Genomic DNA, 26,250 nt, shown 5'->3' with positions numbered 1-26,250 from the left:
TTACGAGGCCTGGGTCTGCTGCGAATCAGACCCGCCGGACAAACTGTCGCAAGTTCACACCCAGGGCCAGCAAAACAGCGAAGTAAAGCAGGGCCGAGGCGCCCAAGCTTGCCGCCATGGCCAGCGCACGCATGAACTCGTTGACCCCCAACGCGATCCAGTCAAGCCGCTGCGCCAGCCAAAATTGCAGCCCCCCCATGGCCGCGCTGGCGATGGCCACTCGCAGTGCAAAGCCAAGCCAGCCAGGTGCAGGCAGATAACTGCCCTTGCGGCGTAAGCCGACAAAGAGCCAAGTGGCATTGATCATGGCCCCCAAACCTATCGAGAGCGCCAAGCCCGCCACCCCCAACCAGGGCACAAACAAGAGATTCAAGAGCTGCGTCAACGCCAGCACGGTCACGGCGATGCGCACCGGCGTGCGGGTATCTTGCTGCGCATAAAAGCCCGGCGCCAAGACCTTGATGGCCACCAAGCCGATCAGGCCAACGCCATAACCCATCACGGCCATGGTGGTGTGCAGCACATCGCTGGCCTGAAATGCGCCTCGGTGATAGAGCACCGCCACCATCGGCTGGGCAAACACCATCAAGGCCACCGAACAAGGCAAGGCCAACAAGACCACCAAGCGCAAGCCCCAATCCAATAGCGAAGAATAGGCCTTGGGTTCACCCTTGCCGAGAGCGGCCGACAACTGCGGCGTCAAAATCGCGCTCAGCGCCACACCCAGCAAGGCCGTAGGGAACTCCATCAAGCGGTCGGCATAGGTCAGCCAAGAAGCGGCCCCGGCGCCGACCAGCAAGGCAATCTGTAAATTGATCACCAAGGACAACTGCGCAACGCCGACGCCCACCAAGGCGGGCGCCATCTGACTCAGCACGCGCTTGACCCCCGCATGCTGCCAAGACTGGCGCAAAGCCCCGAGGCTCAAGCCCATCCGGGGCAAAGCGCCAATGCGCGCCAAGGCTGGGACCTGAACCAATAACTGCAATATTCCGCCCAACATGACGCCAACGGCCAAGCCGTAGATCGGCTGCCAGCCCCAGGACTCGAGCCTGGGCACCAACAAGAAGCCGGCGGCGATCACCGACAAGTTCAACAGCACCGGCGTGGCCGCCGGCACCAAAAATCGCTTCCAGGTATTCAGGATGCCGGCCGACAAGGCCACCAAGGACATGCAGCCAATGTAGGGGAACATCCAGCGCGTCATCACCACGGCCACGTCATGCGCGGAAGACGGTAGACCGGAGCCCAAGACCCAGACCAGCAGCGGCGCGCCAATCACCCCGCCCAGACAGGTCAGCATCAGCGCCCATAAAAGAACGGTTGCCACGGCATTGATCAAGGCCTGCGTGGCTTCGTCCCCTTCGCGCGCCCGCGTTCCCGCCAAAACCGGCACAAACGCCTGCGAAAAAGCGCCCTCGGCAAATAGGCGGCGCAAAAGATTGGGGATCCGAAATGCCACCTGAAAGGCGTCTGTCAGGCTGCTTGCGCCAAACAAGGCGGCCACCATTTGCTCACGCACAAGCCCGGTAATTCGAGACACCAGCGTCAGAGCCGAGATAAAAGAAGCCGAGCGAAGCAGATTCATTGGAGATATGGAAATCATGAGTGGCCATAGCCGAACGAGCCCGGCGCAGCGGCGCATTATCATCCGCTGCCACCCCGGCTTTCAGCAGCATTTGACGTCAAGGCTTTGTCATATTGCCATTTCAGTGCTACACTCGCGGTCTTTGCACCAACTGGGTAGAATCACAGCATGGCAACCTCTTCCAAAGCTAAGAAGAAAACAGTCCGTTTGGCGTCGGGCCTCAAGCGCGTTCGCCAGGACTCTAAGCTCAACGCCGCCAACACGGCGCTGCGTTCCAAATTCCGTACGGTCATCAAGAACGTACAAAAAGCTGTTCTGACCGGTGATAAGGTCAAATCAGCAGAGCTGTTCAAGATTGCTGAAACTGTCATCGACTCCGTCGCTGATAAGGGCATCTTTCATAAGAACAAGGCAGCTCGTCACAAGAGCCGTCTGTCGGCAAAAATCAAGGCCTTGGCCGCCTAAAAACCGGTTCTGGTGCAAAGATTGAAGGCCCGCTGAAAAGCGGGCCTTTTCTATTTTGTGACGTGCAGCCCTATTTGCTTCATTGCAGATAGGCTTGAACGAACTTAAATGCCCGCTCGGACGCAAGTCTTGGTGGGCATTTCTCGTTCCGTGGCTCAATGCCATTTTCCGGCCTGCAACCCCTGCATGCTGCGCAGCTTCAGCCACTCGCCGACCGCCTGCGCGACCCAGAGGGGATCATCCAAGGGCAAATCATGGCCGGCTTGCACATGCATGCGCAAGGGCGCACCCCAAGCACGGCTGATGGCCTGCGAGCAACGCCAGTCAACCAAGCGATCGACCTTGCTGCACAGCAGCAGCATCGGCACGGCCGGTCGATGCTGACTAGCCCGGTAGCGGCTCGCGGCCAGCAGTTGGCGCAAGCCATTGCGCAGCCCAACCGGATGCAGGCGCAGCAACTCGACCCACCGATCCAAGACCTCGTCGGGTTTGGACTGCATATTCGACGTCATTTTGAGCACCTTGGCCTCGCGCCGGCGATAACCCAAACTGGATAGACTCAAAAGCAGAAAACTCAGGTAATTGAGCGGGCGCAGCCGATGATAAAAAGGGCTGAAGGGCTGCAGGCTGGTATTGATCAAAACGCCGGCACTCAGCTCCTGCGGATAGCGAGCCGCCCAGTCGGTCGCCACCATGGCACCCAAGGACATCGCCAGCAAGTGCACCGGCCCCTGCACACCGAGTTGCCGCAGTTGCGCCCGGCAACTCTCCACCATTCCCGCCACCCGGGTCGGACTTGACTCACCGTTCAGGGCGCCATTGCCGGGCAAATCCAGCATCAGCAGTCGCCCACCAGGCTGTTGAAGCTGGATTTGCTGGAGCAAGATTGCGGGAAAGTCACCCCAATGCCCACTCTCCCGCGCCAGTCCACGCAGCAAAACCCAAACCGCGGGACCACTCATGCGCGAGCTCCGGTTTGAACTGATTGCCGATACCAACGATCCAAAGCCATCTCCTCATGCCATGCACGCAGTTCAGGGCGAGGTAGCCAACGCTGCATGCCGGCGGCCGCTCGCAACACAAAATCCAACCAAGCAATATGCCGGCGCAACACCCGCTGCTGCCTATGCTCAATCAAGGGATTGAACATACCGCTGCGCGAGAACAACTGCCGCGGATTTTTCTTGACCCACAACCAAGACCCCATCTCCAGCGTCAAGGGCAGCAGCATGCAATTAGGCCGCTCGCAGGCGCGCATATAGAGATGGTCCCACAGATCGCCATGGGTCAAATACTGGCGACTTTGTGGCTCGAACACATAGCGATGCTGCGCATGGGTTTGATCAAGAATTTCGCACAGCGCATGCATTTCTGCCAAGTGCTGAATCGGCTTGGCGGTATGCGCGAACGGAAACCAGATGCGGTCGGCCAGGCCAAAACCCGAGTGGCAATCGACCGAAATTGAACTCACATGGCCGAGCATTTCTCGCTCGACCAAATCGCAAAGCGCCCGACTTTCCGTCTCCATAGGTTCGCCAATTTCACCCATAAACCAGGGCAGCTTTGCGCTGATGCGCTGCCCGCCCACCATCCAAGGCACCGGCCCGCCGGCCTGCACAGGTGCATTGCGCATCAGATCAACCCCTTTTGGATTGGCACGGGTGGCCCGCCACAGTCCGCCCGGATTGACCAAGGGCATGAACACGAGCCGCACCGACTCCAGGCTGCGATGCAGACTGCTGTCCCAGCGCAAACGCGACACCAGACTGGCCAAAAAGGCCATCACCACCTCGGCGCCGATGCGCTCCAAGCCATGAACACCACCAAAAAAACCTACCGCCGGCACCGCAGGATCAGGGTTACCCAAGGTCACCGCCAACAAGGGCAAGCCGCCCTCACCCATCGTCACTCGACCCAGATGATGCCGCTCAAGATAGGGTCGGCCCGCCTCGATCAAGCATTCCAAGGCATTTAGTTCTGGCAAGACAGGCAGAGCGAGAGTTTGTTGCACGCGCAGTCAGCGGTTTGTCGCGCCGCTCATCAATAACACCGGGCGCGAGCATAGCCGCTGCAAGGTTTTGTAACCACCGTCTACTCAAGGGGTCAGACACAGTATTGTCATCAAATCGTTTTAGCCTTGCGGCCAAACGATTCAAAGGAACAAGTCATGCCGGAGCGAACACAGACTCGAACGCCAGCACTCCGAACCCAAATGCAGACGAAACTTGCTCTCGGACGCAGTCTGCTTTGGGGCCTGGTGGAATTGCTGGCCCTGCTGCGGGCACGCAGTCGCGCCTCGGTGAAATAGTCGGAACCAACCGATGGGCTGGGCTGGACCGCAGCAGCGCAAGCGCTCGCCTAGCCTTCGCCCTTGCTCCGAACCGATGCATCGGGCAAGAGGCAAGCCTCGGCGACTTGCAACTCATTGTCGCGGGCGAAATTCATCACAAAGTCCCAGGCCATGGGCTCGAGCTTCTTCAACTCTTCATTGACGATCACGCACTTGATGCCGTTGATGACGCGAGGCACGCACAAGGGCGAATAGCCGATATAGGCACCGATACCGCCGCGTGCGCCACCGGGCCGGAAGCAAGACATCGCTCCCGCCAAACGTTCGGCCCAGTCGCTGGGCCTGAAAGTCTGCCCCGCCAAGGTGACACCTTGGATGAATACTTCGCGCGGTTTGGGGGCTTGACTCATGAATTAGCGATTTGAATTCCAGGCCCGACTACGGCCAAAAAGGCTGGGTCAATGGTTTACGACAAACGCTATTGTGCCTTGGATGACCGAGCCGACTTTCAACTTGAGCGTCAAAGTCAGGACAATCGCACAGCATTCGCCCTGCGGATTCGACCCGCTCAAGTCGCCCTTTAGAATCGACAGGCTGACGAGTCCAGCCAAGAGGCAAGACCCGACCCCCATCCCTATTGATTCTCATGGAGAGCCGATGAACGCGCCCCAAGTCCGCCCCGAGGCACCGTCCGAACCGCATGTGATGCAAACCTATGGCCGACTGCCTATCGCCTTGTCGCACGGCCAGGGCTGCTGGGTTTGGGACACCAACGGCAAGCGCTATCTCGACGGCCTCGGCGGCATCGCCGTCAACACCCTCGGCCACGCCCACCCGCGCTTGGTACCGGCCTTGCAAGAGCAGATTGCCAGGCTGATCCACACCAGCAACTACTACCATGTGCCGCTGCAAGAAAAGCTCGCCGCCAAGCTCTGCGAGTTGTCGGGCCTGAGCACGGCCTTCTTTTGCAATAGCGGACTCGAAGCCAACGAGGCCGCGCTGAAAATCGCCCGCAAATACGGCCATGACCGGGGCAACCACATGCCCGAAGTGATGGTATTCGAAGGCGCTTTTCACGGCCGCTCGATCGCCACCTTGTCGGCCACAGCCAACCCGAAAATTCACGCCGGCTTCGGCCCCTTGGTGGGCGGTTTTGTGCGCGTGCCGCTGAATGACATCGCGGCGGTTCGCAAGGCCCTGGCCGAACACCCGAACATCACCGCCGTCTTCTTGGAGACCATCCAGGGCGAAGGCGGCGTCAACCCGGCCAGCATTGCTTTCCTGCAAGAGCTGCGCCGCGTTTGCGATGAGCACGACATCCTCTTGATGCTGGACGAGGTGCAATGCGGCATCGGCCGCACCGGCAAATGGTTTGCGCACCAATGGGCCGGTATTCAACCCGATGTGATGCCCTTGGCCAAGGGCCTGGGCTCGGGCGTGCCGATTGGTGCGGTGGTCTGCGGCCCACGCGCCGCCAAGGTGATGCAGCCGGGCAACCACGGCACCACCTTCGGGGGCAACCCATTGGCCATGCGGGCCGGTGTTGAGACCCTCAACATCATGCAAGAAGATGGTTTGTTGGCCAACGCGGCCCGCGTCGGCGCCGAGTTGAAGGCGGCGCTGCAAGCCGGCTTGGCTGATGTAGAAGGCGTCGTCGAGATACGGGGTCAGGGCTTGATGCTGGGCATCGAGTTGGACCGCCCCTGCGGCGCCCTGCTCTTGCAGGCGGCCGAGGCCGGCTTGATGATCAGCGTCACCGCAGACCGGGTCGTGCGCCTGGTGCCGGCGCTGATTTTGAGCAGTGAAGAAGCCGCCCAGATTGCCGCCATCCTCTGCCCCTTGATCAAGGCCTTTGTCGCTTCGGAAGCCGTTAAGCCATGAAGCCGGGCACCGCTTTGATGCGTCATTACTTGCAGTTCAAGGATTTCCGCGCCGAAGAATATGCGCATCTGTTCGAGCGCGCCGCCATCATCAAACGGCGTTTCAAGAACTATGAGCGCTACCAGCCGCTGGCCGACCGCAGCCTGGCGATGATCTTCGAAAAAGCCAGCACGCGCACGCGGGTCAGCTTCGAAGCCGGCATGTACCAGATGGGCGGCTCGGTCGTGCACCTGACCACCGGCGACAGCCAGTTAGGCCGCGCCGAGCCGATCGAAGACAGCGCGCGCGTGATCAGCCGCATGGTCGATCTGGTGATGATTCGCACCTTCGAGCAGACCAAGATCGAGCGCTTCGCCGCGCACTCGCGGGTGCCTGTGATCAATGGTCTGACCAACGAATATCACCCCTGCCAGATCCTGGCCGATCTGTTCACCTTCATCGAAGCGCGCGGCATGAACCAGCGCGGTATTGTCGATGTCGATTGCCTCAAAGGTCGCATAGTGGCCTGGGTCGGTGACGGCAACAATATGGCCAACACCTGGCTGCAGGCGGCCGAGATCCTGGGCTTCACCGTGCATGTCAGCACGCCGAGTGGTTATGAGGTCGACCCGGTGGTCGCCGGCATTCAGAACAGCGATTGCTACAAGGTTTTCAAAAACCCTTTGGAGGCCTGCCGCGGCGCCGATCTGGTCACCACCGATGTATGGACCAGCATGGGTTATGAAGCCGAGAACGAAAAGCGCCGAGAGGCCTTTGCCGACTGGTGTGTTGACGCCGAGATGATGGGCGTGGCCAAGCCGGACGCCTTGTTCATGCATTGCCTGCCCGCGCACCGGGGCGAAGAAGTCACCGCCGACGTCATCGACGGCCCCCAATCCGTCGTCTGGGACGAGGCAGAAAATCGCATGCATGTGCAGAAGGCACTCATGGAGTACCTTCTGCTGGGGCGCATCGGCTGACAAGCCGAGGTGCCCCTGGCCCGCCAGGGCCGCATGCGATTTGGAGTGCACTCACTTTGCTGCCAAGCAAAGTGAAGCCGCGTGAGCGGCGGGTGCACACCAGAACAGAATGCCCGTTAGGGCATGCGTTCTGTTCGGTGATCGCTCATTTTGCGCAGCAAAGTGAGCGATCACCAGAATCGCATGCACTGCCTGGGCGGGCTAGACCTTCAACCCCGCCAGCACCTGCCCCGTAATCAGCTTCTCCGCCGCCTCAAAGTCCGCTGACTCCAAAGCCGGCTTGCCTAAAAGAATCGCGAACTGAGCGGCCTGATCGGCATAGGCTTGGGTGCTGGCCCAGATGGTGAACATCAGGTGCCGGTAGTCGAGCCGGGCCACCAGGCCGGCGTCGGCCCAGCGCTCAAAGGTCTGCACATCGGCCCGCAAGGCAGGCAAGACCCGACCCTCGATCGCGTCCCGAAAACGCGGCGCTCCGGCCATCACCTCACGCGCAAACACCTGCGAGCCGGCCGGCCTCTCGCGTGAAAAACGCAGCTTGGCCGCAATATAGTCGCGCATCGCGGCGGCCGGGTCATGGCCGGAAACCAGCCCGTCCATGCGGGCCAGCCATTCATTCAAGACCTCGTCCAGCACGCGCCGATAGAGCGCTTCTTTGCTGGGGAAGTAATAGAGCAGATTGTGCCGACTCAGCTTCAAGCCGGCAGCAATCGTCTCCAGCGACACCCCCTCGAAGCCGAATTGCGCAAACTGCCGTTCGGCCTCGGCGCAGATCGCCGCCTCCTTGGTCCGGCGACTGGGGCTGAGCAATGTTTTGGTTTCTGACATCAAAAAATCGCCTGTATGCGGGAATTCACCGACTGGCAAATTTTTACCAGTTGGTAAATTATGCCATCGACTTTCGCTCAACACCACACACGCAGGGAGCAAGGCATGGATCAAAACACTGCCGGCCGCCAAGCCGGCCGGCTCAAGCAAGAGCAATACCTGAGCAACTTCAGCGATGCCCGCCCGCCTCTCAGCCGTGCCCAGGCCTTGGTCGAGGCCGAGCGCTGCTACTACTGCTTCGACGCGCCCTGCATCACGGCCTGCCCGACCGGCATCGATGTGCCCAGCTTCATTCAGCGCATCGCGCAAGACAATGTTCGCGGCGCGGCCGAGGCGATTCTGAGCGCCAATCCGCTCGGCGGCATGTGCGCGCGGGTTTGCCCGACCGAAGTCTTGTGCGAGCAAAGCTGTGTGCGCAATGGCTGCGAAGAGAAGCCGGTCGAGATCGGCCTGCTGCAACGCTACGCGACCGATGCTTTCTTCGCCAACGCCGATGCCAAGCCCTTATTCAGCCGGGCAGCCGGCAGCGGCAAGACCGTCGCGGTGGTCGGCGCCGGCCCGGCCGGCCTGGCCGCCGCCCATGGCCTGGCGCGACTGGGCCACGCCGTGACAATGTTCGACGCTAACGCCAAACTCGGCGGCCTGAACGAATATGGCCTAGCCACCTACAAGACGCCGGGCGGCTTCGCCCAGCAAGAGGTGGACTGGTTGTTGGCTATCGGCGGCATCACGGTCAAGGCCGAGCAAAAGCTTGGTCGCGACTTCGATCTGGCCCAGCTAACGGCCGAATTCGACGCCGTGTTTCTGGGCCTGGGCCTGGCCGGTGTGAATGCCTTGCAAGTGGCAACACCGGCCTGCGAGGGCTTGCGCCCCGCGGTCGACTTCATCAAAGAGCTGCGCCAGTCCGACCCGATGGATGTGAAGGTCGGCCGCCAGGTCGTGGTGATAGGCGGCGGTATGACGGCGGTGGACGCCGCCGTGCAATGCAAGCTGCTCGGTGCACGCGAGGTGACGATGGTCTACCGCCGCGGCGCCGACGCGCTCAGCGCCTCGCCTTATGAGCAGGACTGGGCGCAAAAGCATGGCGTGCTTTTGCGCTGCTGGGCCGCGCCGCTGGAGGTCTTGAGCGAGGGCGGCCAAGTCAGCGGCGTGCGCTTTGCCGTCACCGCGCAGCAAGGCGATCAAGTGGGAGAAACCGGCGAGCAATTCAGTTTGAACGCCGACATGGTGTTGATGGCGATTGGCCAGCGGTTTGAGGCCGACTTGCCCGCTATCGACCTCCAGGGCGGCCGTATCGCCACCGAGGCGGACGGCCGCATCCCCGGCCACCCCAAGCTCTGGGCCGGTGGAGATTGCCGTTACGGCGGGCGTGACCTGACCGTCGAAGCGGTCGAGCATGGCAAGCAAGCCGCGCTGTCCATTGACGCATTTTTGAGGAGCTGAGAGCCATGGCCAATATCGCAAGCAACTTTCTCGGCATCCGCAGCCCGAATCCTTTTTGGCTCGCCTCGGCGCCGCCGACCGACAAAGAAGTTAATGTCAATCGCGCCTTCGAGGCCGGCTGGGGCGGCGTGGTCTGGAAGACCTTGGGCGAAGACCCGCCGGTCGTCAACGTCAATGGGCCGCGCTACACAACACTGCTGGGCGCCGACCGCCGCGTCATCGGCCTCAACAATATCGAGCTGATCACCGACCGGCCGCTGGCCACCAATCTGGCCGAGATCCGCCGCGTCAAACGCAACTGGCCCGACCGGGCGATGATCGTCTCGCTGATGGTGCCTTGCGAGGAGCAGGCCTGGCGCAGCATCCTGGCGCAGGTGGAAGACAGCGGCGCCGACGGCGTCGAGCTGAACTTCGGCTGCCCACACGGCATGAGCGAGCGCGGCATGGGCGCGGCCGTCGGGCAGGTGCCCGAGTACATCCAGATGGTGACGGCCTGGTGCAAGCTGCACAGCAAGCTGCCGGTGATCGTCAAGCTGACACCTAACATCACCGATGTACGGATGCCGGCGCGTGCGGCCAAGGCCGGCGGGGCCGATGCGGTGTCCTTGATCAACACCATCAACTCGGTGATGGGGGTTGACCTGGACTCCATGCGGATGAGTCCGAGCACCGACGGCTGGGGTTCGCATGGCGGCTACTGCGGGCCGGCGGTGAAGCCGATTGCGCTGAATATGGTGGCCGAGATCGCCCGCGATCCGCTCACCGCTGGCATCCCTATCTCCGGCATCGGTGGCATCAGCAACTGGCGCGACGCGGCCGAGTTCATCGCGATGGGCTGCGGGACGGTGCAGGTCTGCACCGCGGCGATGGTCTATGGCTTCAGAATAGTGCAGGACATGTGCTCGGGCCTGAGCAACTTCATGGACGTGAAAGGCTATGCAACGCTGGACGAGATGCGCGGCCTGGCCGTGCCTTCGGTGAAGAACTGGAACCAGCTCAACCTCAACCATGTGGAGAAGGCCGTCATCAAGCAAGACAGTTGCATCCAATGCGGGCGCTGCCATGTGGTCTGCGAGGACACCTCGCACCAGGCCATCACCGCCACCAAGGACGGCCGTCGCCATTTCGAGGTCAAGGACGCAGACTGCGTCGGTTGCAATTTGTGCGTGTCGATCTGCCCGGTGCCCGACACCATCTCGATGCGGGCCTTGCAGCCCGGCGAGATCGATCAACGCACGGGCCAAGTCGTCAGCGGCGACTATGCGAACTGGACCACGCATGCCAACAACCCCATGAGAGTCTCACCCTAGCGGTTTATCCCCATGGCGTATTGAACGCCCAGGCACAAAGATTGCACATTCCCAAAAAAGGAGTCCTGCGCATGACCGAATCCTCGCTCTCCAATGCCGACCTATTGCCGACCACGGCCGCCCAGCGCCATTGGGGCTGGAAGGACTTTGCGTCCCTCTGGGTCGGCATGGTCATCTGCGTGCCCACCTACACCATGGCCAGCTCGATGCTGGACCAGGGCTTCAGCTGGCAATCGGCGATCTGGCTCGTGTTCGTGGCCAATCTGATCGTGCTGTTGCCCATGGTCTTGATCGGCCGCGCCGGCACCAAGCATGGCATCCCCTTCCCGATCCTGGCGCGCGCGCCGTTCGGCGTCATCGGCGCCAACTTGCCGGCCGTCTTGCGCGGTCTGGTTGCGGTCGGTTGGTTCTCGATCAACTGCTACTTCGGCGCTTTGGCCATGCATGGACTGGCCAACGCGTTCGGAATGGGTTTGGCCGGACCGGCGGCCGGGGAGACCATCAGCAGCTCCCAGTTCGTCTGCTTTCTTTTGTTCTGGGCTGTGCACATTGCCTTCATCTGGAAAGGGCTGGAATCGGTACGCTTGCTGGAGGTGGTGGCCGCGCCGCTGATGATCACCGCCTCGGTCGCCCTGGTGATCTGGGCCTTTATGACGGTGTCGCCAAGCCAGATTTTCAGTCTGCCGGCCAAGGTCGTCGAGGGCGGGCCCAAGACTTGGGCCGCCTTGACCGGGCTGGTCGGTTTCTGGGCCACCTTGGCGCTGAACATCCCCGACTTCACCCGTTTCGCCAAGTCACAGCGCGATCAGGTGATCGGCCAGGCGATTGGCCTGCCCTTGCCGATGGCGCTGTTCTCGCTGGTCGGCGTGATCGGCTTTTCGGTCTCGCAAATTCTCTACGGCAAGGCGCAACTATTCCCCGACGGCCTGTTGACACAGATGGGGCCGGTCGCGGCCAGTATTGGTTTGGTGGTGATTTTGCTGGCCAATCTGACTACCAATGTGGCGGCCAATCTGGTCTCGCCGTCCTATGACTTCTCGCAACTGGCCCCGAGCAAGATCAGCTTTCGCATGGGCGGCTTGACCGCCGCGCTGCTGGGCCTGCTGTTCCAGCCCTGGAAGTTGCTCGCTACTTCCGGCGGCTATCTGTTCACCTGGTTGGGCGGTTATGGCACCTTGCTCGGCGCCGTCGCCGGCATCTTGCTGGTCGACTATTACCTTGTGAGACGGACCGAGCTGAAGATCGCCGATCTCTACAAGCGCGGCGGCGACTACGAGTACAGCGGCGGCTGGAATATCCAGGCCTTGATCGCGTTTGCGCTGGGTGTGCTGCCCTGCCTGCCCGGCTATCTGGCGGTCTCGGGCGTGATCCCCAAGGACTCGGTCCCGCCCCTGCTCTTGAGCCTGTATGACTTTGGCTGGTTCTTCAGCCTGGCCGTCGCCGGGCTATACCATTACTTCAGCGCAAGGAGGCCGGTATGAACGATCAAGCAGCGCCCGCATTGTTGATTCGCGGCGGCACCGTGGTCAACGCCGACCGCGAGTTTGCGGCCGATGTACTCTGCGTGGGCGGCAAGGTCGCGGCGATTGGGGCGCGCGCCTTGAGCGAAGCGCCGGCTGCTTGCCTGACGCTGGATGCCAGCGGCCAATATCTGCTGCCCGGCGGCATCGATCCGCACACCCATATGCAGCTGCCCTTTATGGGCACGGTGACGAGGGATGACTTCTTCAGCGGCACGGCGGCGGCCTTGGCCGGCGGCACCACCTCCATCATCGACTTCGTCATCCCCAACCCGCAGCAGCCGCTGCTGGAGGCCTATCAGACCTGGCGCGGCTGGGCCGAGAAGTCGGCCGCCGACTACGGCTTTCATGTCGCCATCACCTGGTGGGGCGACAGCGTTCACGCCGATATGGCGACGCTGGTGAGCCAAGAAGGCGTCAACAGCTTCAAGCATTTCATGGCTTACAAGAACGCCATCATGTGCGATGACGAGACGCTGGTGAACAGCTTCAAACGTGCGCTTGAACTCGGCGCCATGCCGACCGTGCATGCCGAGAACGGCGAGCTGGTCTATCTGCTGCAGCAAGAGGTGGCGAAGCTGGGTATCACCGGCCCCGAGGGCCACCCGCTGTCGCGCCCACCCATGGTCGAGGCCGAGGCGGCCAACCGCGCTATTGCGATCGCCGAGGTCTTGGGCACGCCGATCTATATTGTCCATGTCTCTTGCCAGGAGACCGTCGACGCGATCGCGCGCGCCCGCTCGCGCGGGCAGCGCGTCTACGGCGAGGTGCTGGCCGGCCATTTGCTGATCGATGACAGCGTCTACCGCCACCCCGATTTCGCTTTTGCCGCCGCCCATGTGATGAGCCCGCCGTTTCGCCCCAAGGTCCATCAGGAGATGCTCTGGCGCGGCCTGCAGGCCGGCAATCTGCACACCACCGCCACCGACCATTGCACCTTTTGCGCGACGCAAAAAGCGGCCGGGCTTGAGCATTTCGCCAAGATCCCGAACGGCTGCGGCGGCGTCGAGGAGCGCATGGCGGTGATCTGGGATGCCGGCGTCAACAGCGGGCGCCTCACGCCGTCCGAGTTCGTCGCCATCACCTCGGCCAATACCGCCAAGTTGTTCAATATCTACCCGCAAAAAGGCTGCATCAGCGAAGGCGCCGACGCCGACCTGGTGCTCTGGGACCCGCAAGCGACGAAGACGATTTCGGTCGCAAGCCAGCGGTCCTTGGGCGACTTCAATATCTTCGAGGGCCGTTCGGTACGCGGCCTGCCCAGCCACACCATCAGCCAAGGCCGTATCGTCTTTGCGCTGGGCGACCTGCGCGCGGAGGCCGGCGCCGGCCGCTACATCAAACGGCCCGCCTTCGGGCCGAACGTCAAAGCGGCAATGCTGCGCAAGCAAGACCTGACCCCAAGCGCCGTACAGCGTTGAAAGAGCCGAGCATGAATTCCCAAGACCTGCGTATCAATGGCGATCGGCTCTGGAGCTCCTTGATGGAGTTGGCGCAAATCGGCGCCACGCCCAAGGGCGGCGTTTGCCGACTGGCGCTGACCGAGTTGGACCGCCAGGGGCGCGATCTGGTGCTGGGCTGGGCGCGCGAAGCCGGCATGACGGTGACGGTCGACAAGATCGGCAACGCCTTCATGCGCCGCGCTGGCCGTAACAACGCACTGCCCCCGGTGATGACCGGCAGCCATATCGACACCCAGCCGACCGGCGGCAAGTTCGACGGCAATTACGGTGTGCTGGCCGGCTTGGAGGTGGTGCGTACGCTCAATGACCACAGCATTCAAACCGAGGCGCCAATCGAAGTCGCTTTCTGGACCAATGAAGAGGGCTCGCGCTTTGTGCCGGTGATGATGGGCTCGGGCGTGTTTGCCAAGGCCTTCACGCTGGAACATGCTTACGCCGCCACCGACACCGAGGGCCTGACGGTCCGGGCTGAGTTGGAGAAGATTGGCTATATCGGCACCGAGGAACCGGGCGCCCATGCGCTAGGCACATACTTCGAGACCCATATCGAACAAGGCCCGGTGCTGGAGGATCACGACATCACGATCGGTGTCGTCACCGGCGTCTTGGGCATCAAATGGTATGACTGCACGGTGACCGGCATGGAGGCGCATGCGGGCCCGACGCCGATGGCGCTGCGCAAAGACGCGCTGCAAGTTGCTGCCCAATTGATGCAGGAGGTGGTGGCGGTGGCGCATCGCCATCCTCCCGATGGGAAAGGTAATGGGCGCGGCACGGTCGGCATGGTGCAGGTGCACCCGAACAGCCGTAACGTCATCCCCGGTCGGGTCAAATTCAGCATCGATTTGCGCAACAGCTCGGACGAACTGGTTGAGGCGATGGACGCCGACATCAAGGCCTGCGCCGCCCGCATCAGCGCCGCCAGCGGCTTGCCCATCCAGATTGAGTTGGTATCGCATTACCCGGCCCAGCCCTTCCATGCCGACTGCATCAACGCGGTGGCCAAGGCTGCCAGCGACTTGGGCTATTCGAGCATGCCCGTCGTCTCGGGCGCCGGCCACGACGCCGTCTATATGGCGCGGCTGGCACCGACCGGCATGATCTTCATCCCCTGCAAGGACGGCATCAGCCACAACGAGATCGAGGATGCAAAACCCGCGCACCTGGAGGCCGGCTGCAATGTGCTGCTGCTGGCGATGCTGACGCGGGCGAGTTAGCGCGGTCTGATAGAGCCCTATCGACGAAGCGTCTGCGCGGGGCCGTCAGTCATGGCCCTTGCCCTTCCCTTTGCCATGGCCTTTGCCATGACCATTACCGTTACCGTTGCCATGCTCTTCACGGTCACGCTCCCCTCGGCCCGACTCCCCGCGGCTCTGGTAGTGAGGCACATATTCATTCTGATACCAGTCATCACGCACAAAGTAGACGTTTTGACCACAAGCGTTGTAGTGCTTGCAATGCTTGCGCCAGTCTTTTTCGTGGCCGGGCGACACCCGCAAATAGACCGGGGCAACATACTGGCGGCTATGTTCGATCATGATCGGCTTTGCATAAATCAGCCGTGGCTGCGGTGCATTGCCGATGTCGATATGGCCATAGAAACCCGGTTGCCCGATATTGATAGACACCCCGATATCCGCCGCTTTTGCCGAGGCAGCGATCAAAAGGCCAACAACACAGGTCAAGGCAAAAGCCAGTCGTTTCATATCGCACTCCAGGGGTTGAAAACTCAATACTAAACGCGGCGTCCCTACGCGGCGTGCACAGACTTTACGACTTGATACAAGCGGCCAGTCGACGAAGAAAAGGCCTTGATTGAAGACAATCAAGGCCTTGTGCAAACTCGAACCGGAGCCTTCTCCGGTAAAGGCGCCGGATTTAGGCCGCCGCTACGACCTTGCGGGCGCGCCGCTTGACCGCAGCGACCTTGACGGGTGCCGCATCAATTTGAGCTTCGACTTGGGCAAGAACCTGGCGCTTGGCGCGCACTGCCGTCTTCTTGACGGTTTCGACCGCCGCTGTTGCCGAGACCGCAGGCTTGGCCTTGACGGCCGCGCGCTTTACCTTGGTTGGCGGCACACCGGCCAACAGCGACAGGCGGCCGACGCCTTCGACCAAACCGGCCGACAGCGCACGGGCGGCGCGAGCACCCGGCATGCTCAGACGAGCCGCCGTTGTCAGGCCGCGAGCCAGCAAGGGATTCTGAGCCGCGGCGGCAAAGCCGGCCATCCGGGCAACGCCGACGCGGGCCTTGCTGGAACCGACCTTGATCACGCGCTCGCTGCCGGTCGTCAATTTGCCAACGCCGCCATCGATGATCTCGCTCAGGCTGTCACGCAACTGCGTCAAAGCACCGGTCAGATTTGGCGCTAGCTTGACGCTGCGGCTATAGACTTGCGCTTGCAGGCCGTCGTTGACGCCGTTGAGCAAGCGGCTGCTGCCGGCACGGTAGGCCTTGACGGTCAAGCTGGCGGCACGGGCGTAGTTATCGATGGCCTCAAGGGTAACGGTGCTCAGGGTCTGATGGTTCATGCTGTGCTTTCTCAAGTGGGTCAATAGAATTCGCCAGCTTGGATTGCTGCCCCGAATATTAAATCTCGGCAAAGCCCTGGCGATGTCGTCAGTTTCCCGGCAAAGCCCTAGAGAGCGATACCCAAATCAGCCCTATTGAGGCGATATTCCTAGAGCTTGCTCCCCAATTTCATGCCGCTTTGCCGCTACGTTAGGGCTGCAATTTTTACAAAACATCCATCGGTGCAAGCACCTAAGGGTGACTACTTCCCTCTTTTGTAGGCTTCCTGCGCCGTCGATAGCGAGGGAGACTGAGCTTAGGCCAGTTTGAGCAAAACCCTTGCCCGGCCCCGGAACCAAAGCTCCGATCGATCCCCTTTAAAAAAGGAAATGCTGTGCGTCTCTCTAAAGCTCTCTTCACCCCTATCGCCTTGGCAGCCATGCTCTCTACGGCACAGGCCCAGGTCATCACGGTTGGCCAGAACATCAACGTGACCAAGCAATCGGGCTCGCAGTCCGAAACCGCCATCGCCATCAGCCGCATCAACTCGAACCTGGTGACTATTTCGTCCAATGGCGGCGGCAATATGATCAACAAGTTCAGCGCCAACGGCGGCGCCAGCTGGGCCAATAGCGCCTATGCCGTACCCGGTGGCTACGACAGCGGCATGGCCGCCGACAGCTTCGGCAATATCTTCTTGTCTTACCAAGTGAACCAGCAAACCCATGTCGCCCGCAGCACCGATGGGGGCGCCACCTATGGCTTTCACGCGGCAATTGCCGGTGGCGGCGCCGACCACCCCGAGATGGCGGTCGGCCCGGGCCGCGTCGCCGGCACCACCGACTTGATGTTCCGTGATTCGGTGAATGGTCAGTCGCGCATTGTCAACGCCAGCTCCAGCGGCTTCGGCAGCACCGGTGCTTTCACGACTCAGACCAATCAAGGCGCCGGCAATTTCGGCTCAACAGCGATTGGCAATAACGGCCGCGCCGCTTTCACGGTGATGACCTCGGCCGGCACTGCCGGTCCGGACAATTTGACGGTGCGCTATGACGCCGACGGCCTGGGTGCGGGCGCAAGTTTCGTCAACGGCGCCACCATCGTCACTCAAGTGGGAGGCTGGCGCCCAATCCCGGCGCAGCCCAGCCGCACCATTGACACGCAAGTCTCATTGCAGTTCGACTCCTCCGGTGGCGTGCACAACAATGACCTCTATATGCTGTACACGCAGGCCGCCAACCCGACGACCAACGACACCAATATCGTCATTCGCCGCTCCAGCGACAACGGCGCGACCTTCAGCAGCGAAGTGCGTTTGAATGACGACCTGGGCAGTAATTCGCAATTTTTTGGCCGCCTTGCAGTTGACCAAACCACCGGCTACCTGGCCTCGGTCTGGTACGACGCACGCAACTCTGTCGGCAACAATATGGTCGAAGTCTGGGGCACGGTCAGCATGGACGGTGGCACGACCTGGGCCAAGAACTTCAAGATCAGCCAAGGCATGTCGGACGGCCGCACCAGCAATATCAACAACGGCAACGAGTTCGGCGACTACATCGCGCTCGACTTCTATGCCGGCAATCTGGTCACCGCCTGGGCCGACTCCTCCAACTCGACCGGCGACAACCCGGACCTGACCAAGGGCCTGGACATCTATTACGCCCGCGCCACCGTCGCGGTGCCCGAGCCATCCACGCTGCTGCTGACCTCGCTCGGCTTGCTGTTCTTCTTCGCTCGCCGCGTCAAACGCAGCTGAGCCACCGCTTGCTAATCAAAGCCTCCTTGAACGGAGGCTTTTTTATTGGTGAATGCACCCAGCCAAGACCACGCAGGAAAACCACAGGCCATAGAATCACGCCCCGCCTCCCCTTGCTTGCCTCGCTCAAACTAAGCCCCATGAATATCACCGTCCTCGAAGAACTGCGCATCTATATCGACCCCTTGACGCCCGAGGAACACCAGGCGCTGGAGCGCAGCATCCTGAGCGAAGGTTGCCGCGACGCGCTGGTGCTGTGGGGCGATATTTTGGTTGACGGCCACAACCGTTACGGCATCTGCCAGCAGCATGGCTTGCCCTTCAACACGGTGCAGAACACGCGTTTCAAGTCGATGGAAGACGTGCATCTGTGGATGATTGACCAGCACCTGGGGCGGCGCAGCCTGTCGGACTTCCAGCGCGGTGTGCTGGCGCTGCGCAAGAAAGAAATCGACTCCGCGCGCGCGCAGGCGGCCGTCACCGCGCTGGCCGAGGCCGGTGCGGGCATAGGCACCGAGTTCGCGTCCGAGATCAGCGCCGATGCCCAAGCCGCGGCGGCCACCGATCAGCCGCTGACCAGCCGCGAAGGCGTGGCCAAGGCGGCCCGCATCAGCAGCAATACCGTGGTGCAGATCGAGAAAATCCAAAAGAGCGCCGCGCCCGAACTGGTGCAAGCGGTCAAGGCCGGCACGATTTCGATCAACGCCGCCGCCGCCGTCTCAAGCCTGGGTCACGACGAGCAGGTTGCGGCCGTGGCCGGTGGCAAGAAGGAGTTGCAGCAGGCCGCCAAGCGCGTGCGCGAGAGCAAGTCGGGCGGCCGCGCGGCCAAGGCGGAAGGCGGCCCCGACGATGGCAGCAAGACGGAAGAAGGTGATGCCGACCAGCGCAACCGGGAAGCGCAATTGCAGTTACTGCAAAGCACGGTGGTGGAGCTGACGGCCGAAAACAAGGCCTTGAAAGATCAGGTTCGCAGCCTGCAGGATCAGCTGGCGCAAGCACAGCAAGGCTAGAGCAAGGCCGAACCGCTACAGTCGAGCCCTGCGCACCAACAACCGCGTGGGGCTAATGGGTCATTTGAAGGCCAGTCGCAATTTTTCGGTCAGGGCTGACTCAAGCACCGTCGGCATTATTCAACCAGCATGGAACTTAGCCATTGATGGATAGCAGCAGCGAACTCGAGGCCGAAAACCACAAGCTGCGCCAGCAGCTGGAATCATTGCTGCGCGAGGCGCGCAGCAATGAAGACAAGATGCGACGATTTGAGCAGTTAGAGCACCGCCTGATCGGTGCGCGCTCGATGGCCGATCTGCTGCGCCTGCTCTTGAATGAGTACCGCGATAGCTTTGGCATTGATTGCGTGACGCTGGCCCTGCTCGACCGTGATCAAGAAACCAGTGGCCTGCTGGACGCCGAGCGCCCACGCGACGACCAGGCCGAGCGGGCTCAGCTCGACGGCCTGACCTTGTTGCACAGCCTGACCCCGATCGAGGACTTGTTTCAGGACCTGGGGCACCCGAGCCTGGGCCCCTTCAATGAAGCCCTGCACCGGCCCTTGTTCGGCACGCCCTCGCCCGCGCTGGCCTCGGTGGCGCTGCTGCCTTTGAGCCGCCACGGTGAACTGATCGGCAGCCTGCATTTCGGCAGCATCGACCCGAGCCGCTATGAGCGCGCGGCCGGCACGCAGTTGCTGGAGCGGCTGGCGGCGATTGTGTCCATTTGCCTGGACAACGCCATCAATCACGAGCGCCTGAAGCGGGCCGGCCTCAGCGATATGTTGACCGGCGTGCACAACCGGCGCTACTTCGAGCATCGCAGCCAGATCGAAGTCAGCCAAGCGCGCCGCTACCAGCATGATCTGGCCTGCCTGTTTCTGGACCTCGACCATTTCAAGACCGTCAACGACAGCTTCGGCCATGCGGCCGGCGACACGGTGTTGCAGCGCATTGCGCACATCATCCAGTCGCAACTGCGGGTCGGCGACACGGTGGCGCGTTTTGGCGGCGAGGAGTTCGTGGTCTTGCTGCCGCAAGCGCCGGCCCAGCATGCACGCGACATCGCCGAGCGCATCCGCTTGAGCATCTCGGCGACGCCGCTGGCACTGCCCGGCGGCGAGATCGTGCCGATCAGCGTCTCGATCGGCCTGGCGATGCTGGCGACGGGCCACCTGAGCGGCGAGCCCAAGACACTCGCGCAGACCTTGGTCAATGAAGCCGACCGGGCGCTCTACAGCGCCAAAGCCGGCGGCCGCAACCGGGTGGTCTGCAGCAGCCCCGAGCCCAGGCTCGGTGAGAGTTTGAGCGCAGTTCGGCAAGCTGTCTGAGGAGAACCGCAAGATGCAAGACGATGCAGCAAGGTGCGCCCCCAAAGGCCGGTATCAATCGATCACGGCTGGCTTGATCTTGATCGGCCTGGGTTGCCTGTTCTTTGCCGACAACCGGGGCTGGTTGGAATTGCGCAAGCTCCAGTCCTATTGGCCGGCCATCATCGGCCTGATCGGCCTGAGTCAAATGATCGCCGCGCGCAATGCCGATCAAATGGCCAAGGGCGGGTTGCTGGTCTTTTTGTCGGCCTGGCTTTATGCCTCGCTCGAACATCTGTGGGGGCTGAATTTTTTCAACAGCTGGCCATTGCTTTTGATTGCGCTGGGCCTGAGCAAGGTCATCAGCGGCCTCTTCAAGCCGGACGACGCTGCGGCAGACAAGAGTTCCTGACGGGTATGCCGCAGCAGCAGCGGCAGCCAGACCAGCTGCGGGCTGGCCTGGGCAGCGTTGAGTTCAGCGACTGATTTCGGACTTGGGCGGCAGCCGCAACTCCCACACCGGCCCGCCGTCATCGACGCGCACATGCTGGGACGAGGCAAATCCACAGGCCGCCAAGGCCTTGGCCGCGGACTGACCTGCCGCCCCGACCTGTCCCATCGCCGTCTGCGCGGCTTCGCTCAGAAACGACAGGTACAAGGTCTGGCGCGGCAGCAAGGCCGCCAAATGACTGCGCCAAGCGTCGCCAAATTTCGCCTGCGCGGCTTGCCGGTCGCCAGCATAGAAATGTAGGCCCAGGCCCTGCCAGAACGGTGCCTGACCCCGCTCATCGAGCGGCCCCGCCAGCTCCACGATCAAACGCTCGCCAAAGCGTGGCGCTTGCGCCTGAATGCGCTGCAAGGCCGCCTCGATCAGTCGCGTCAAATAGGCGGTTTGAACCTCGGCCGGCAGGCCGGGTGCGCAGGCCAAGTCGGCCAGCTCGCTCTCGCCGCTGTGGTCATTGCCCAGCAGCAAGGTGGTCTGAGTGCGGAACAAGCCTAACTCCGCGGCCGCATGCACCACGCGGCCGACATGGTAGCTGAAGCGTGGTGTGCGCATGCCCAGCTGCTCGACCAAGCGAGCGCAGGCCAGCGGCGCGCCCGATGCCGCATCGGCCAGGATCAACCATTCGCCCTCGCCCCCGCCGAGGTCGGGCGCGACGCCGGTCTGGCCGAGCCAGCCACTCATTGACGCCAGATCACCGGCCTGCTGGCCACGCACGCAGAGCCGATGCTCATTTTCAGAGGCTGTCATGGCCGGCTCCTCTCGGTCGATTCGGGCCAAAGCGGGGTCACCAGCAGATCGGCGCCCTCGACCAAACCCAAGCGCGTGGCCGCCTCATCGCTGGGCAGAACAAACCGGGCCGACTCGGCCAGCTCGACCAAGATCGCCCGAAAATCATTGCGTTCGCAGTTGACCGCCAGATGCCAGGCCGGCATACCCAGCGCCAGAGCATCTGCATTCACCGTCAGCCGGTGCGCATGTCGAACGCTGCGCAACAGGCCCAAACTGCATTCCACGGTCGGGCCGCCGTCAAAGATGTCGATATAGGTATCCGCGTCAAAGCCCTCTTCTTGCAGGATGGAAAACGGCAACTCGCCGACCGGATGCAACTGGCCGATCGCCCATTGCGCGGCCTCGGGCAGCAAGGCCACATAGATCGGCGAATGCGGCATCAGGTCGGCAATGAAGGCCTTGTTGCGGCCACCCGTCAGGGCTTCGGCCTGCGGATAGTCCATCGCAAAGAAGCGCCGCCCGACCGCATCCCAGAATGGGCTTTGGCCTTCTTGATCGGCGAGGCCGGGGTTCTCGGCGGCGATGCGCTGATTGAAACGCTCGGCGAACTGCTGAATGAAGAGCAGCCTGGCCCGCGAGAGCAGTTGCGGCGCCGGGCCTTGGGCATAGGCGGGCTCGATGTAGAAAGAGGTCAAGAGCGTGTAGCCGCTCAGGTCATGGCACAGATGCAAGGTGTGCAGGCGGTTGCTGACGCCCAAAGCCGCGCTGGCGTGCACGACGAACTCGTTCCGATAGCTGTAGAAGCGATCATGAAAACCGGCGCTGGCCGCAATCCCGCTGCAGCCCACAACCTCGGCGCGGGCAAGGTCCTCGAGCACGAAGAGATAGGTTTCCTCACCGCTGGCGTCATCCAGGCTGGCAAAGGCATCGAGTGAGCGTTCGATGCGCGCACGCAGCTTGGCTTGGTCGTTAGGCAAGGAGCTGATGCCATGCTCGCTGGCGGCCGCAATCCGCTCCAGCGCCGGCAGGTCGGCCAGCGCCACCGGGCGCAACAGCAAATCTCGGGGGTTCATGAGGGGTCTCCAGCAGGTCGGCGCCAGGCGATGGCGCGCTGGCTGCGCTCGTCGCGCGGCGTTTTGTCAAAATGTGCCTTGTAGGCATTGGAAAAATGCGGGCCGGAGGAAAACCCGCAAGACAGGCCAATCTGCAAAATCGATTGGCCGCTTTGTTGCAACAAGCGCCGCGCCCGGTTCAGGCGCAGCTCCAGGTAATAGCGCGAGGGCAAGGCGTCCAGATGCTGTTTGAACAAGCGCTCCAACTGCCGGCGCGAGACGCCCACCAAACGCGCCACATCCTCGGTCGGCAGCGGCTCGGCCAAGTTGGCCTCCATCAGACTGAGCGCCTCGGCCAGCTTGGGGCTGCCGCCGCGCTGCTCGGCCACCGGGCGGCGCTGGCGCTCATCACGGCCACGGGCGCGCTCCAGCCCCAGCTTGAGGGTCAGGTCTTGCGCCAGTCGTTCGCCGTGACTGCGGCCCAGCCAGGCGATCATCAAATCAAGACTGGCGCTGCCGCCCGCACAGCTCAGGCGCGAGGCGTCGGCATTGATCTCCCAGACATTGCCGCTCCAGACCACATCAGGGTATTCGTCCTGCAGCGCCTCCGCCAGATGCGCGTTGACGGTGGCACGCTCGGCGCCAAGTAGGCCGGCCTCGGCCAGCACGGCGCTGCCGCCGTCGACACCGCCCAGCGCCACGCCTGCGGCTGCTTGCCGAGCCAGCCAAGCCAGCAAGGCCGAGCCCGGCCGCGCGCCTTCGCCGCAGAGCACAAAGATCGCATACCAAGCCGCCGACTCCGCCAAGGCCAGGGTCTGAAAAACCAAACCGCCGCAGCTGACCGACCCGCCATCGGGCGACCCCAGCTCGGGCACATAACGCGCATCTGCCTGCAATTCATTGACCGCCTGCAGCGACTCCAGCACGCCGGCCAGCGCCAGCAGCGAAGCGCCCGGCAGCAAGAGCAGGCCACAGCGCCGCAGCTCGGTCGCGCTTGGCTCGGTCTCGGCAGCGGTAGGGGCGAGGCTATTCACCGCTGCACTGTAATTCAGACCGCGAGCAGACTTCGCTCATTGCCAGTTGATCATCGAGGGCACGGCCAGCAAGGCCAGCGCCATCAGCAAATACATCAGTTGCAGCGGGATCATCCAGCGCGCCCATTTCGTCCAGGGGATGCCGGCCAGGGCCAAAACGCCGACCGTGATGCCCGAGGTCGGGATCACCGGCGTGGTCAATTCGCCGAACTGGAAGGCCAGGATGGCGGTCTGTCGGCTCACGCCAACCAGATCGGCCAGCGGCGCCATGATGGGCATGGTCAGCGCGGCTTGGCCGGTACCGGAGTGAATGAAGAAATTGATCACCGACTGGATCAGGAACATCTTCTGTGCAGAGAAGACAGGGTTGCTCGATTCCACCAGCGGCACCAGCGCATGCAGCATGGTGTCGATGATGTGGCCGTCGCGCATCAGCACCACGGTGGCCTTGGCCAAGGCGATCACCAAGGCGGTACCCACCAGATCCTTGGCGCCGGCCATGAAGCTGGCCACAAACTCTTCCGCATCCAAGCGCCCGACCAAGCCGACCATGATGGACATCAGCAAAAACAGCGCCGCGATCTCTTCGATGTACCAGCCGAACTTGATCACGCCGAAGATCATCACCGCCAGCGTGAAGGCGAACATGCTCAGCACCAGCTTGTGTCGCGCCGTCATGCCGGCGAAGCTCTCGAACTCGGCCGTCTTCAAGTGTTTACGCTTCTCCTGGTCCGATTCGAAACAAGGGCTCAGCTCAGGCCGGCTCTTGATACGAGCCGCGTACCACATCAAAAACGCGATCGTCAGCGTGGTGGCAATCGCCCAGCAAATCAGCCGATAGCCAATGCCTGAGAACATCGGCACGCCGGCAATGCTCTGCGCCACGCCGACATTGAAGGGATTCAAAAAAGCGGTGGCAAAGCCGATTTGCGAACCTACAAAGGGAATCGCCACGCCAACGATGCTGTCGTACTTGAGTGCCAAGGCCAAGGGGATGAAGATCAACACAAAAGGGATCGCCTCCTCGGCCATGCCGAAGGTCGCACCGCCGAGCGAAAACATGGCCACGAACACCGGGATGATGGCCACCCGCACCCAGGCGGAATGGGTATGCGCTTTGGCCACCGACTTGATCATCGAATCGATCGCCTCGGTGCGCTGCAGCACCGAGAAGGCGCCGCCGACGATCAGCACAAAACCGATGATCAGCGCCGCTTCGACAAAGCCCTTGATAGGGGCCATCATCAGCGCGGCGGGCCCTTGCGGATTGCCGGCGACATGATGAAAGGAGTCTGCCTTGATGACGGTCTTGCCGTCGATCAACTGTGTTTCGTATTTGCCGCCGGGCACGAACCAGGTCGCCAAGGCGATCAACGCCAACAGGCTGAACAAGAGCACAAAGGTGTTGGGGAATTTCAGTTTTGACATGAGCGGAATTGGCTAGAAAAAGGTTCAGAGCGAGAGCAGCTTGCCGCTGCGAAAGGCCACGCTGCCGGCCACCTTGCAGACGCGCATGCCGGCGCTGGCATAAGGCCGGGACACGCGAGCGAAAAGCCGGCCCGACACCGTCGTCTGCAAGAGGCTGCGTTGATCGGTCAAGGGATCAATGACTTCGGCCACCACCTCGCCGGCGCTCAGCCAATCACCCGGCTGCTTGCGGAACACCAAGACGCCGTTATGCGGCGCGGTGATAGGCTCCACACCCTCCAGCGGAGTGGCCTCGCAGAGCGGCGCCAAGGCCGCCAGATCCGCATCGACGGGACCGTCGATGTGCCCGGCCTGACGCAAGAATTCCAGCAGGGCCCGTGCATCCTGCAAGGCCAGAGCCGGCTCCACCTGCAACTCGCCGCGCAACTCCACCGTGGCTGCAAAACAAGCCAGTGGCACCGGCCGACCGGGCCCGAAATGCTCGGCCAACTCCCACCAAATGCGTGCGATGGTTTCGTCAAACGGGTCATCACCCGAGGCCCGCGACAGCAACAAGGCCTGGGCACCCAGCAGACGAGCCAAAGGCTTGGCGGCCTCGGCCAGCGGCGTGCCGGTGTAAACATGCATAACGGCCTGCGTGTCGCAGTGCAGGTCGAGCACGATGTCGGCATCCATCGCCAGCGTTTGCAAGATCAGCTTGAGGTTTTCGGTCTGGGTCTGCGCCGGCTTGGCCGCCAGCAAGGCCAGGCAAGTCGTGCGAATCAGGCGCCGGTTCTCCTGCGGATCGGCGCCCAGCAAGGGCTCAAGCAAAGGAATCAACTCGGCGCTCAGATGGCGGTAATTCCGATTGAAATTGATGCCGGTGCTCATGTCGAAGCGCCCGCATAAAACGCCCTGCATCTCTTGCGACAAGCCGATCGGATTGGCCATCGGCAAGAGCACGATTTCACCGGCGATCAGCCCAGCGGCCTCGAGCGCCAGCAAACGCTCGCGCAAGGCCTGCGCCACCAGCATCGGCGGTACTTCATCGGCATGCAGTGACGCCTGGATATAGGCCTTGCGGCCGCTCTCGGCGCGGCCGAAATGGAGACTGCGCACATGCCGGGCGGTACCCGCACTGGCGGGCATCAAGGGGTGCAATCGGGTCTGCATCAAGTTTCCAGTCAAAGCTTGACCATGCCCGGCCTG

The 26,250-nt window shown here is 62.2% G+C and carries 24 protein-coding genes; 12 read left to right on the top strand and 12 right to left on the bottom strand.

The window, feature by feature from the left end:
* Nucleotides 1–25: 25 nt before the first annotated feature.
* Nucleotides 26–1,588: a murein biosynthesis integral membrane protein MurJ gene (murJ, locus tag LNV07_RS22700; protein ID WP_263573477.1), complete on the bottom strand. Its 1,563-nt coding sequence runs from the start codon at nt 1,586–1,588 to the stop codon at nt 26–28.
* Between the two features lie 168 nt (nt 1,589–1,756).
* Here murJ and rpsT point away from each other — a divergent pair, with 168 nt between their 5' ends.
* Complete coding sequence (gene rpsT / locus LNV07_RS22695) at nt 1,757–2,053, top strand: 30S ribosomal protein S20 (RefSeq protein ID WP_263556389.1); 297 nt, start codon at nt 1,757–1,759, stop codon at nt 2,051–2,053.
* Between the two features lie 155 nt (nt 2,054–2,208).
* Here rpsT and LNV07_RS22690 read toward each other — a convergent pair whose 3' ends face one another.
* The 3 genes from LNV07_RS22690 to LNV07_RS22680 all read right to left on the bottom strand — a co-directional run bounded on the left by LNV07_RS22690 (nt 2,209) and on the right by LNV07_RS22680 (nt 4,753).
* Entirely contained in the window at nt 2,209–3,015 is an 807-nt protein-coding gene (locus LNV07_RS22690; RefSeq protein ID WP_263573476.1) for an alpha/beta fold hydrolase, read from the bottom strand.
* Complete coding sequence (locus LNV07_RS22685; RefSeq protein ID WP_397545592.1) at nt 3,012–4,037, bottom strand: M14 family zinc carboxypeptidase; 1,026 nt, start codon at nt 4,035–4,037, stop codon at nt 3,012–3,014. The genes LNV07_RS22690 and LNV07_RS22685 overlap by 4 nt, the downstream gene beginning before the upstream one ends.
* Nucleotides 4,038–4,411: 374 nt before the next feature.
* Nucleotides 4,412–4,753 carry a DUF3579 domain-containing protein gene (locus tag LNV07_RS22680; protein ID WP_263573475.1) on the bottom strand — a complete coding sequence of 114 codons (342 nt, stop codon included), beginning with the start codon at nt 4,751–4,753 and terminating at the stop codon, nt 4,412–4,414.
* Between the two features lie 247 nt (nt 4,754–5,000).
* Here LNV07_RS22680 and LNV07_RS22675 point away from each other — a divergent pair, with 247 nt between their 5' ends.
* Nucleotides 5,001–6,224, top strand: coding sequence for an aspartate aminotransferase family protein (locus tag LNV07_RS22675; protein WP_263573474.1), 1,224 nt, complete (start codon nt 5,001–5,003; stop codon nt 6,222–6,224).
* Complete coding sequence (gene argF / locus LNV07_RS22670) at nt 6,221–7,183, top strand: ornithine carbamoyltransferase (protein WP_263573473.1); 963 nt, start codon at nt 6,221–6,223, stop codon at nt 7,181–7,183. The genes LNV07_RS22675 and argF overlap by 4 nt, the downstream gene beginning before the upstream one ends.
* Before the next feature lie 201 nt (nt 7,184–7,384).
* Here the strand turns inward: argF and LNV07_RS22665 are convergent, their stop codons facing one another.
* Entirely contained in the window at nt 7,385–8,008 is a 624-nt protein-coding gene (locus LNV07_RS22665) for a TetR/AcrR family transcriptional regulator (protein ID WP_263573472.1), read from the bottom strand.
* 105 nt (nt 8,009–8,113) lie between these two features.
* Between LNV07_RS22665 and LNV07_RS22660 the strand changes: the two genes are divergently transcribed.
* From LNV07_RS22660 to LNV07_RS22640, 5 genes are all read left to right on the top strand, one after another.
* The gene (locus LNV07_RS22660; RefSeq protein ID WP_263573471.1) at nt 8,114–9,451 is read left to right on the top strand and encodes an NAD(P)-dependent oxidoreductase; all 1,338 of its coding nucleotides are present in this window, start codon (nt 8,114–8,116) and stop codon (nt 9,449–9,451) included.
* 5 nt (nt 9,452–9,456) lie between these two features.
* Nucleotides 9,457–10,761 carry an NAD-dependent dihydropyrimidine dehydrogenase subunit PreA gene (gene preA / locus LNV07_RS22655; protein WP_263573470.1) on the top strand — a complete coding sequence of 435 codons (1,305 nt, stop codon included), beginning with the start codon at nt 9,457–9,459 and terminating at the stop codon, nt 10,759–10,761.
* A 71-nt stretch (nt 10,762–10,832) separates the two neighbouring features.
* Nucleotides 10,833–12,242 (top strand): NCS1 family nucleobase:cation symporter-1, encoded by a 1,410-nt coding sequence (locus tag LNV07_RS22650; RefSeq protein WP_263573469.1) that lies wholly within the window; start codon nt 10,833–10,835, stop codon nt 12,240–12,242.
* Nucleotides 12,239–13,702 carry a dihydropyrimidinase gene (gene hydA, locus LNV07_RS22645; protein ID WP_263573468.1) on the top strand — a complete coding sequence of 488 codons (1,464 nt, stop codon included), beginning with the start codon at nt 12,239–12,241 and terminating at the stop codon, nt 13,700–13,702. Before LNV07_RS22650 ends, hydA begins: the two co-directional genes overlap by 4 nt.
* An 11-nt stretch (nt 13,703–13,713) precedes the next feature.
* The gene (locus tag LNV07_RS22640) at nt 13,714–14,961 is read left to right on the top strand and encodes a Zn-dependent hydrolase (protein WP_263573467.1); all 1,248 of its coding nucleotides are present in this window, start codon (nt 13,714–13,716) and stop codon (nt 14,959–14,961) included.
* 45 nt (nt 14,962–15,006) lie between these two features.
* Here the strand turns inward: LNV07_RS22640 and LNV07_RS22635 are convergent, their stop codons facing one another.
* Both LNV07_RS22635 and LNV07_RS22630 read right to left on the bottom strand, forming a co-directional pair.
* A complete protein-coding gene (locus tag LNV07_RS22635; RefSeq protein ID WP_263573466.1) occupies nt 15,007–15,450 on the bottom strand; it encodes a hypothetical protein in 444 nt (147 codons plus the stop codon).
* 172 nt (nt 15,451–15,622) lie between these two features.
* Nucleotides 15,623–16,276 (bottom strand): hypothetical protein, encoded by a 654-nt coding sequence (locus LNV07_RS22630; protein ID WP_263573465.1) that lies wholly within the window; start codon nt 16,274–16,276, stop codon nt 15,623–15,625.
* Nucleotides 16,277–16,695: 419 nt separating this feature from the next.
* Between LNV07_RS22630 and LNV07_RS22625 the strand changes: the two genes are divergently transcribed.
* The 4 genes from LNV07_RS22625 (at nt 16,696) to LNV07_RS22610 (ending at nt 20,726) form a co-directional block, all read left to right on the top strand.
* Nucleotides 16,696–18,015, top strand: a complete 1,320-nt coding sequence (locus tag LNV07_RS22625) for a PEP-CTERM sorting domain-containing protein (RefSeq protein ID WP_263573464.1) — start codon at nt 16,696–16,698, stop codon at nt 18,013–18,015.
* 140 nt (nt 18,016–18,155) lie between these two features.
* Nucleotides 18,156–19,025, top strand: a complete 870-nt coding sequence (locus LNV07_RS22620) for a ParB N-terminal domain-containing protein (RefSeq protein WP_263573463.1) — start codon at nt 18,156–18,158, stop codon at nt 19,023–19,025.
* 146 nt (nt 19,026–19,171) lie between these two features.
* On the top strand, nt 19,172–20,335 hold the full coding sequence (locus LNV07_RS22615) for a GGDEF domain-containing protein (RefSeq protein WP_263573462.1): 1,164 nt from the start codon (nt 19,172–19,174) through the stop codon (nt 20,333–20,335).
* 13 nt (nt 20,336–20,348) lie between these two features.
* Entirely contained in the window at nt 20,349–20,726 is a 378-nt protein-coding gene (locus LNV07_RS22610; RefSeq protein ID WP_263573461.1) for a LiaI-LiaF-like domain-containing protein, read from the top strand.
* A gap of 63 nt (nt 20,727–20,789) precedes the next feature.
* Here LNV07_RS22610 and LNV07_RS22605 read toward each other — a convergent pair whose 3' ends face one another.
* Genes LNV07_RS22605 through LNV07_RS22585 form a run of 5 tightly spaced genes read right to left on the bottom strand, consistent with a single transcriptional unit; the run spans nt 20,790 to nt 26,214 of the window.
* Complete coding sequence (locus tag LNV07_RS22605; protein ID WP_263573460.1) at nt 20,790–21,566, bottom strand: arginine N-succinyltransferase; 777 nt, start codon at nt 21,564–21,566, stop codon at nt 20,790–20,792.
* On the bottom strand, nt 21,563–22,621 hold the full coding sequence (locus LNV07_RS22600) for an arginine N-succinyltransferase (protein ID WP_263573459.1): 1,059 nt from the start codon (nt 22,619–22,621) through the stop codon (nt 21,563–21,565). The genes LNV07_RS22605 and LNV07_RS22600 overlap by 4 nt, the downstream gene beginning before the upstream one ends.
* Entirely contained in the window at nt 22,618–23,634 is a 1,017-nt protein-coding gene (locus tag LNV07_RS22595; protein ID WP_263573458.1) for a GlxA family transcriptional regulator, read from the bottom strand. Before LNV07_RS22595 ends, LNV07_RS22600 begins: the two co-directional genes overlap by 4 nt.
* Nucleotides 23,635–23,670: 36 nt before the next feature.
* Nucleotides 23,671–25,062, bottom strand: coding sequence for a YfcC family protein (locus LNV07_RS22590; RefSeq protein WP_263573457.1), 1,392 nt, complete (start codon nt 25,060–25,062; stop codon nt 23,671–23,673).
* 24 nt (nt 25,063–25,086) lie between these two features.
* Nucleotides 25,087–26,214, bottom strand: a complete 1,128-nt coding sequence (locus LNV07_RS22585) for a succinylglutamate desuccinylase/aspartoacylase family protein (protein WP_263573456.1) — start codon at nt 26,212–26,214, stop codon at nt 25,087–25,089.
* Between the last annotated feature and the right edge of the window lie 36 nt (nt 26,215–26,250).

It is taken from the genome of Roseateles oligotrophus, assembly GCF_025717515.1.
In the GTDB taxonomy this organism is placed as follows: Bacteria; Pseudomonadota; Gammaproteobacteria; order Burkholderiales; family Burkholderiaceae_C; genus Paucibacter_A; species Paucibacter_A oligotrophus.
This window is presented reverse-complemented; position numbering and strand designations above follow the sequence as displayed.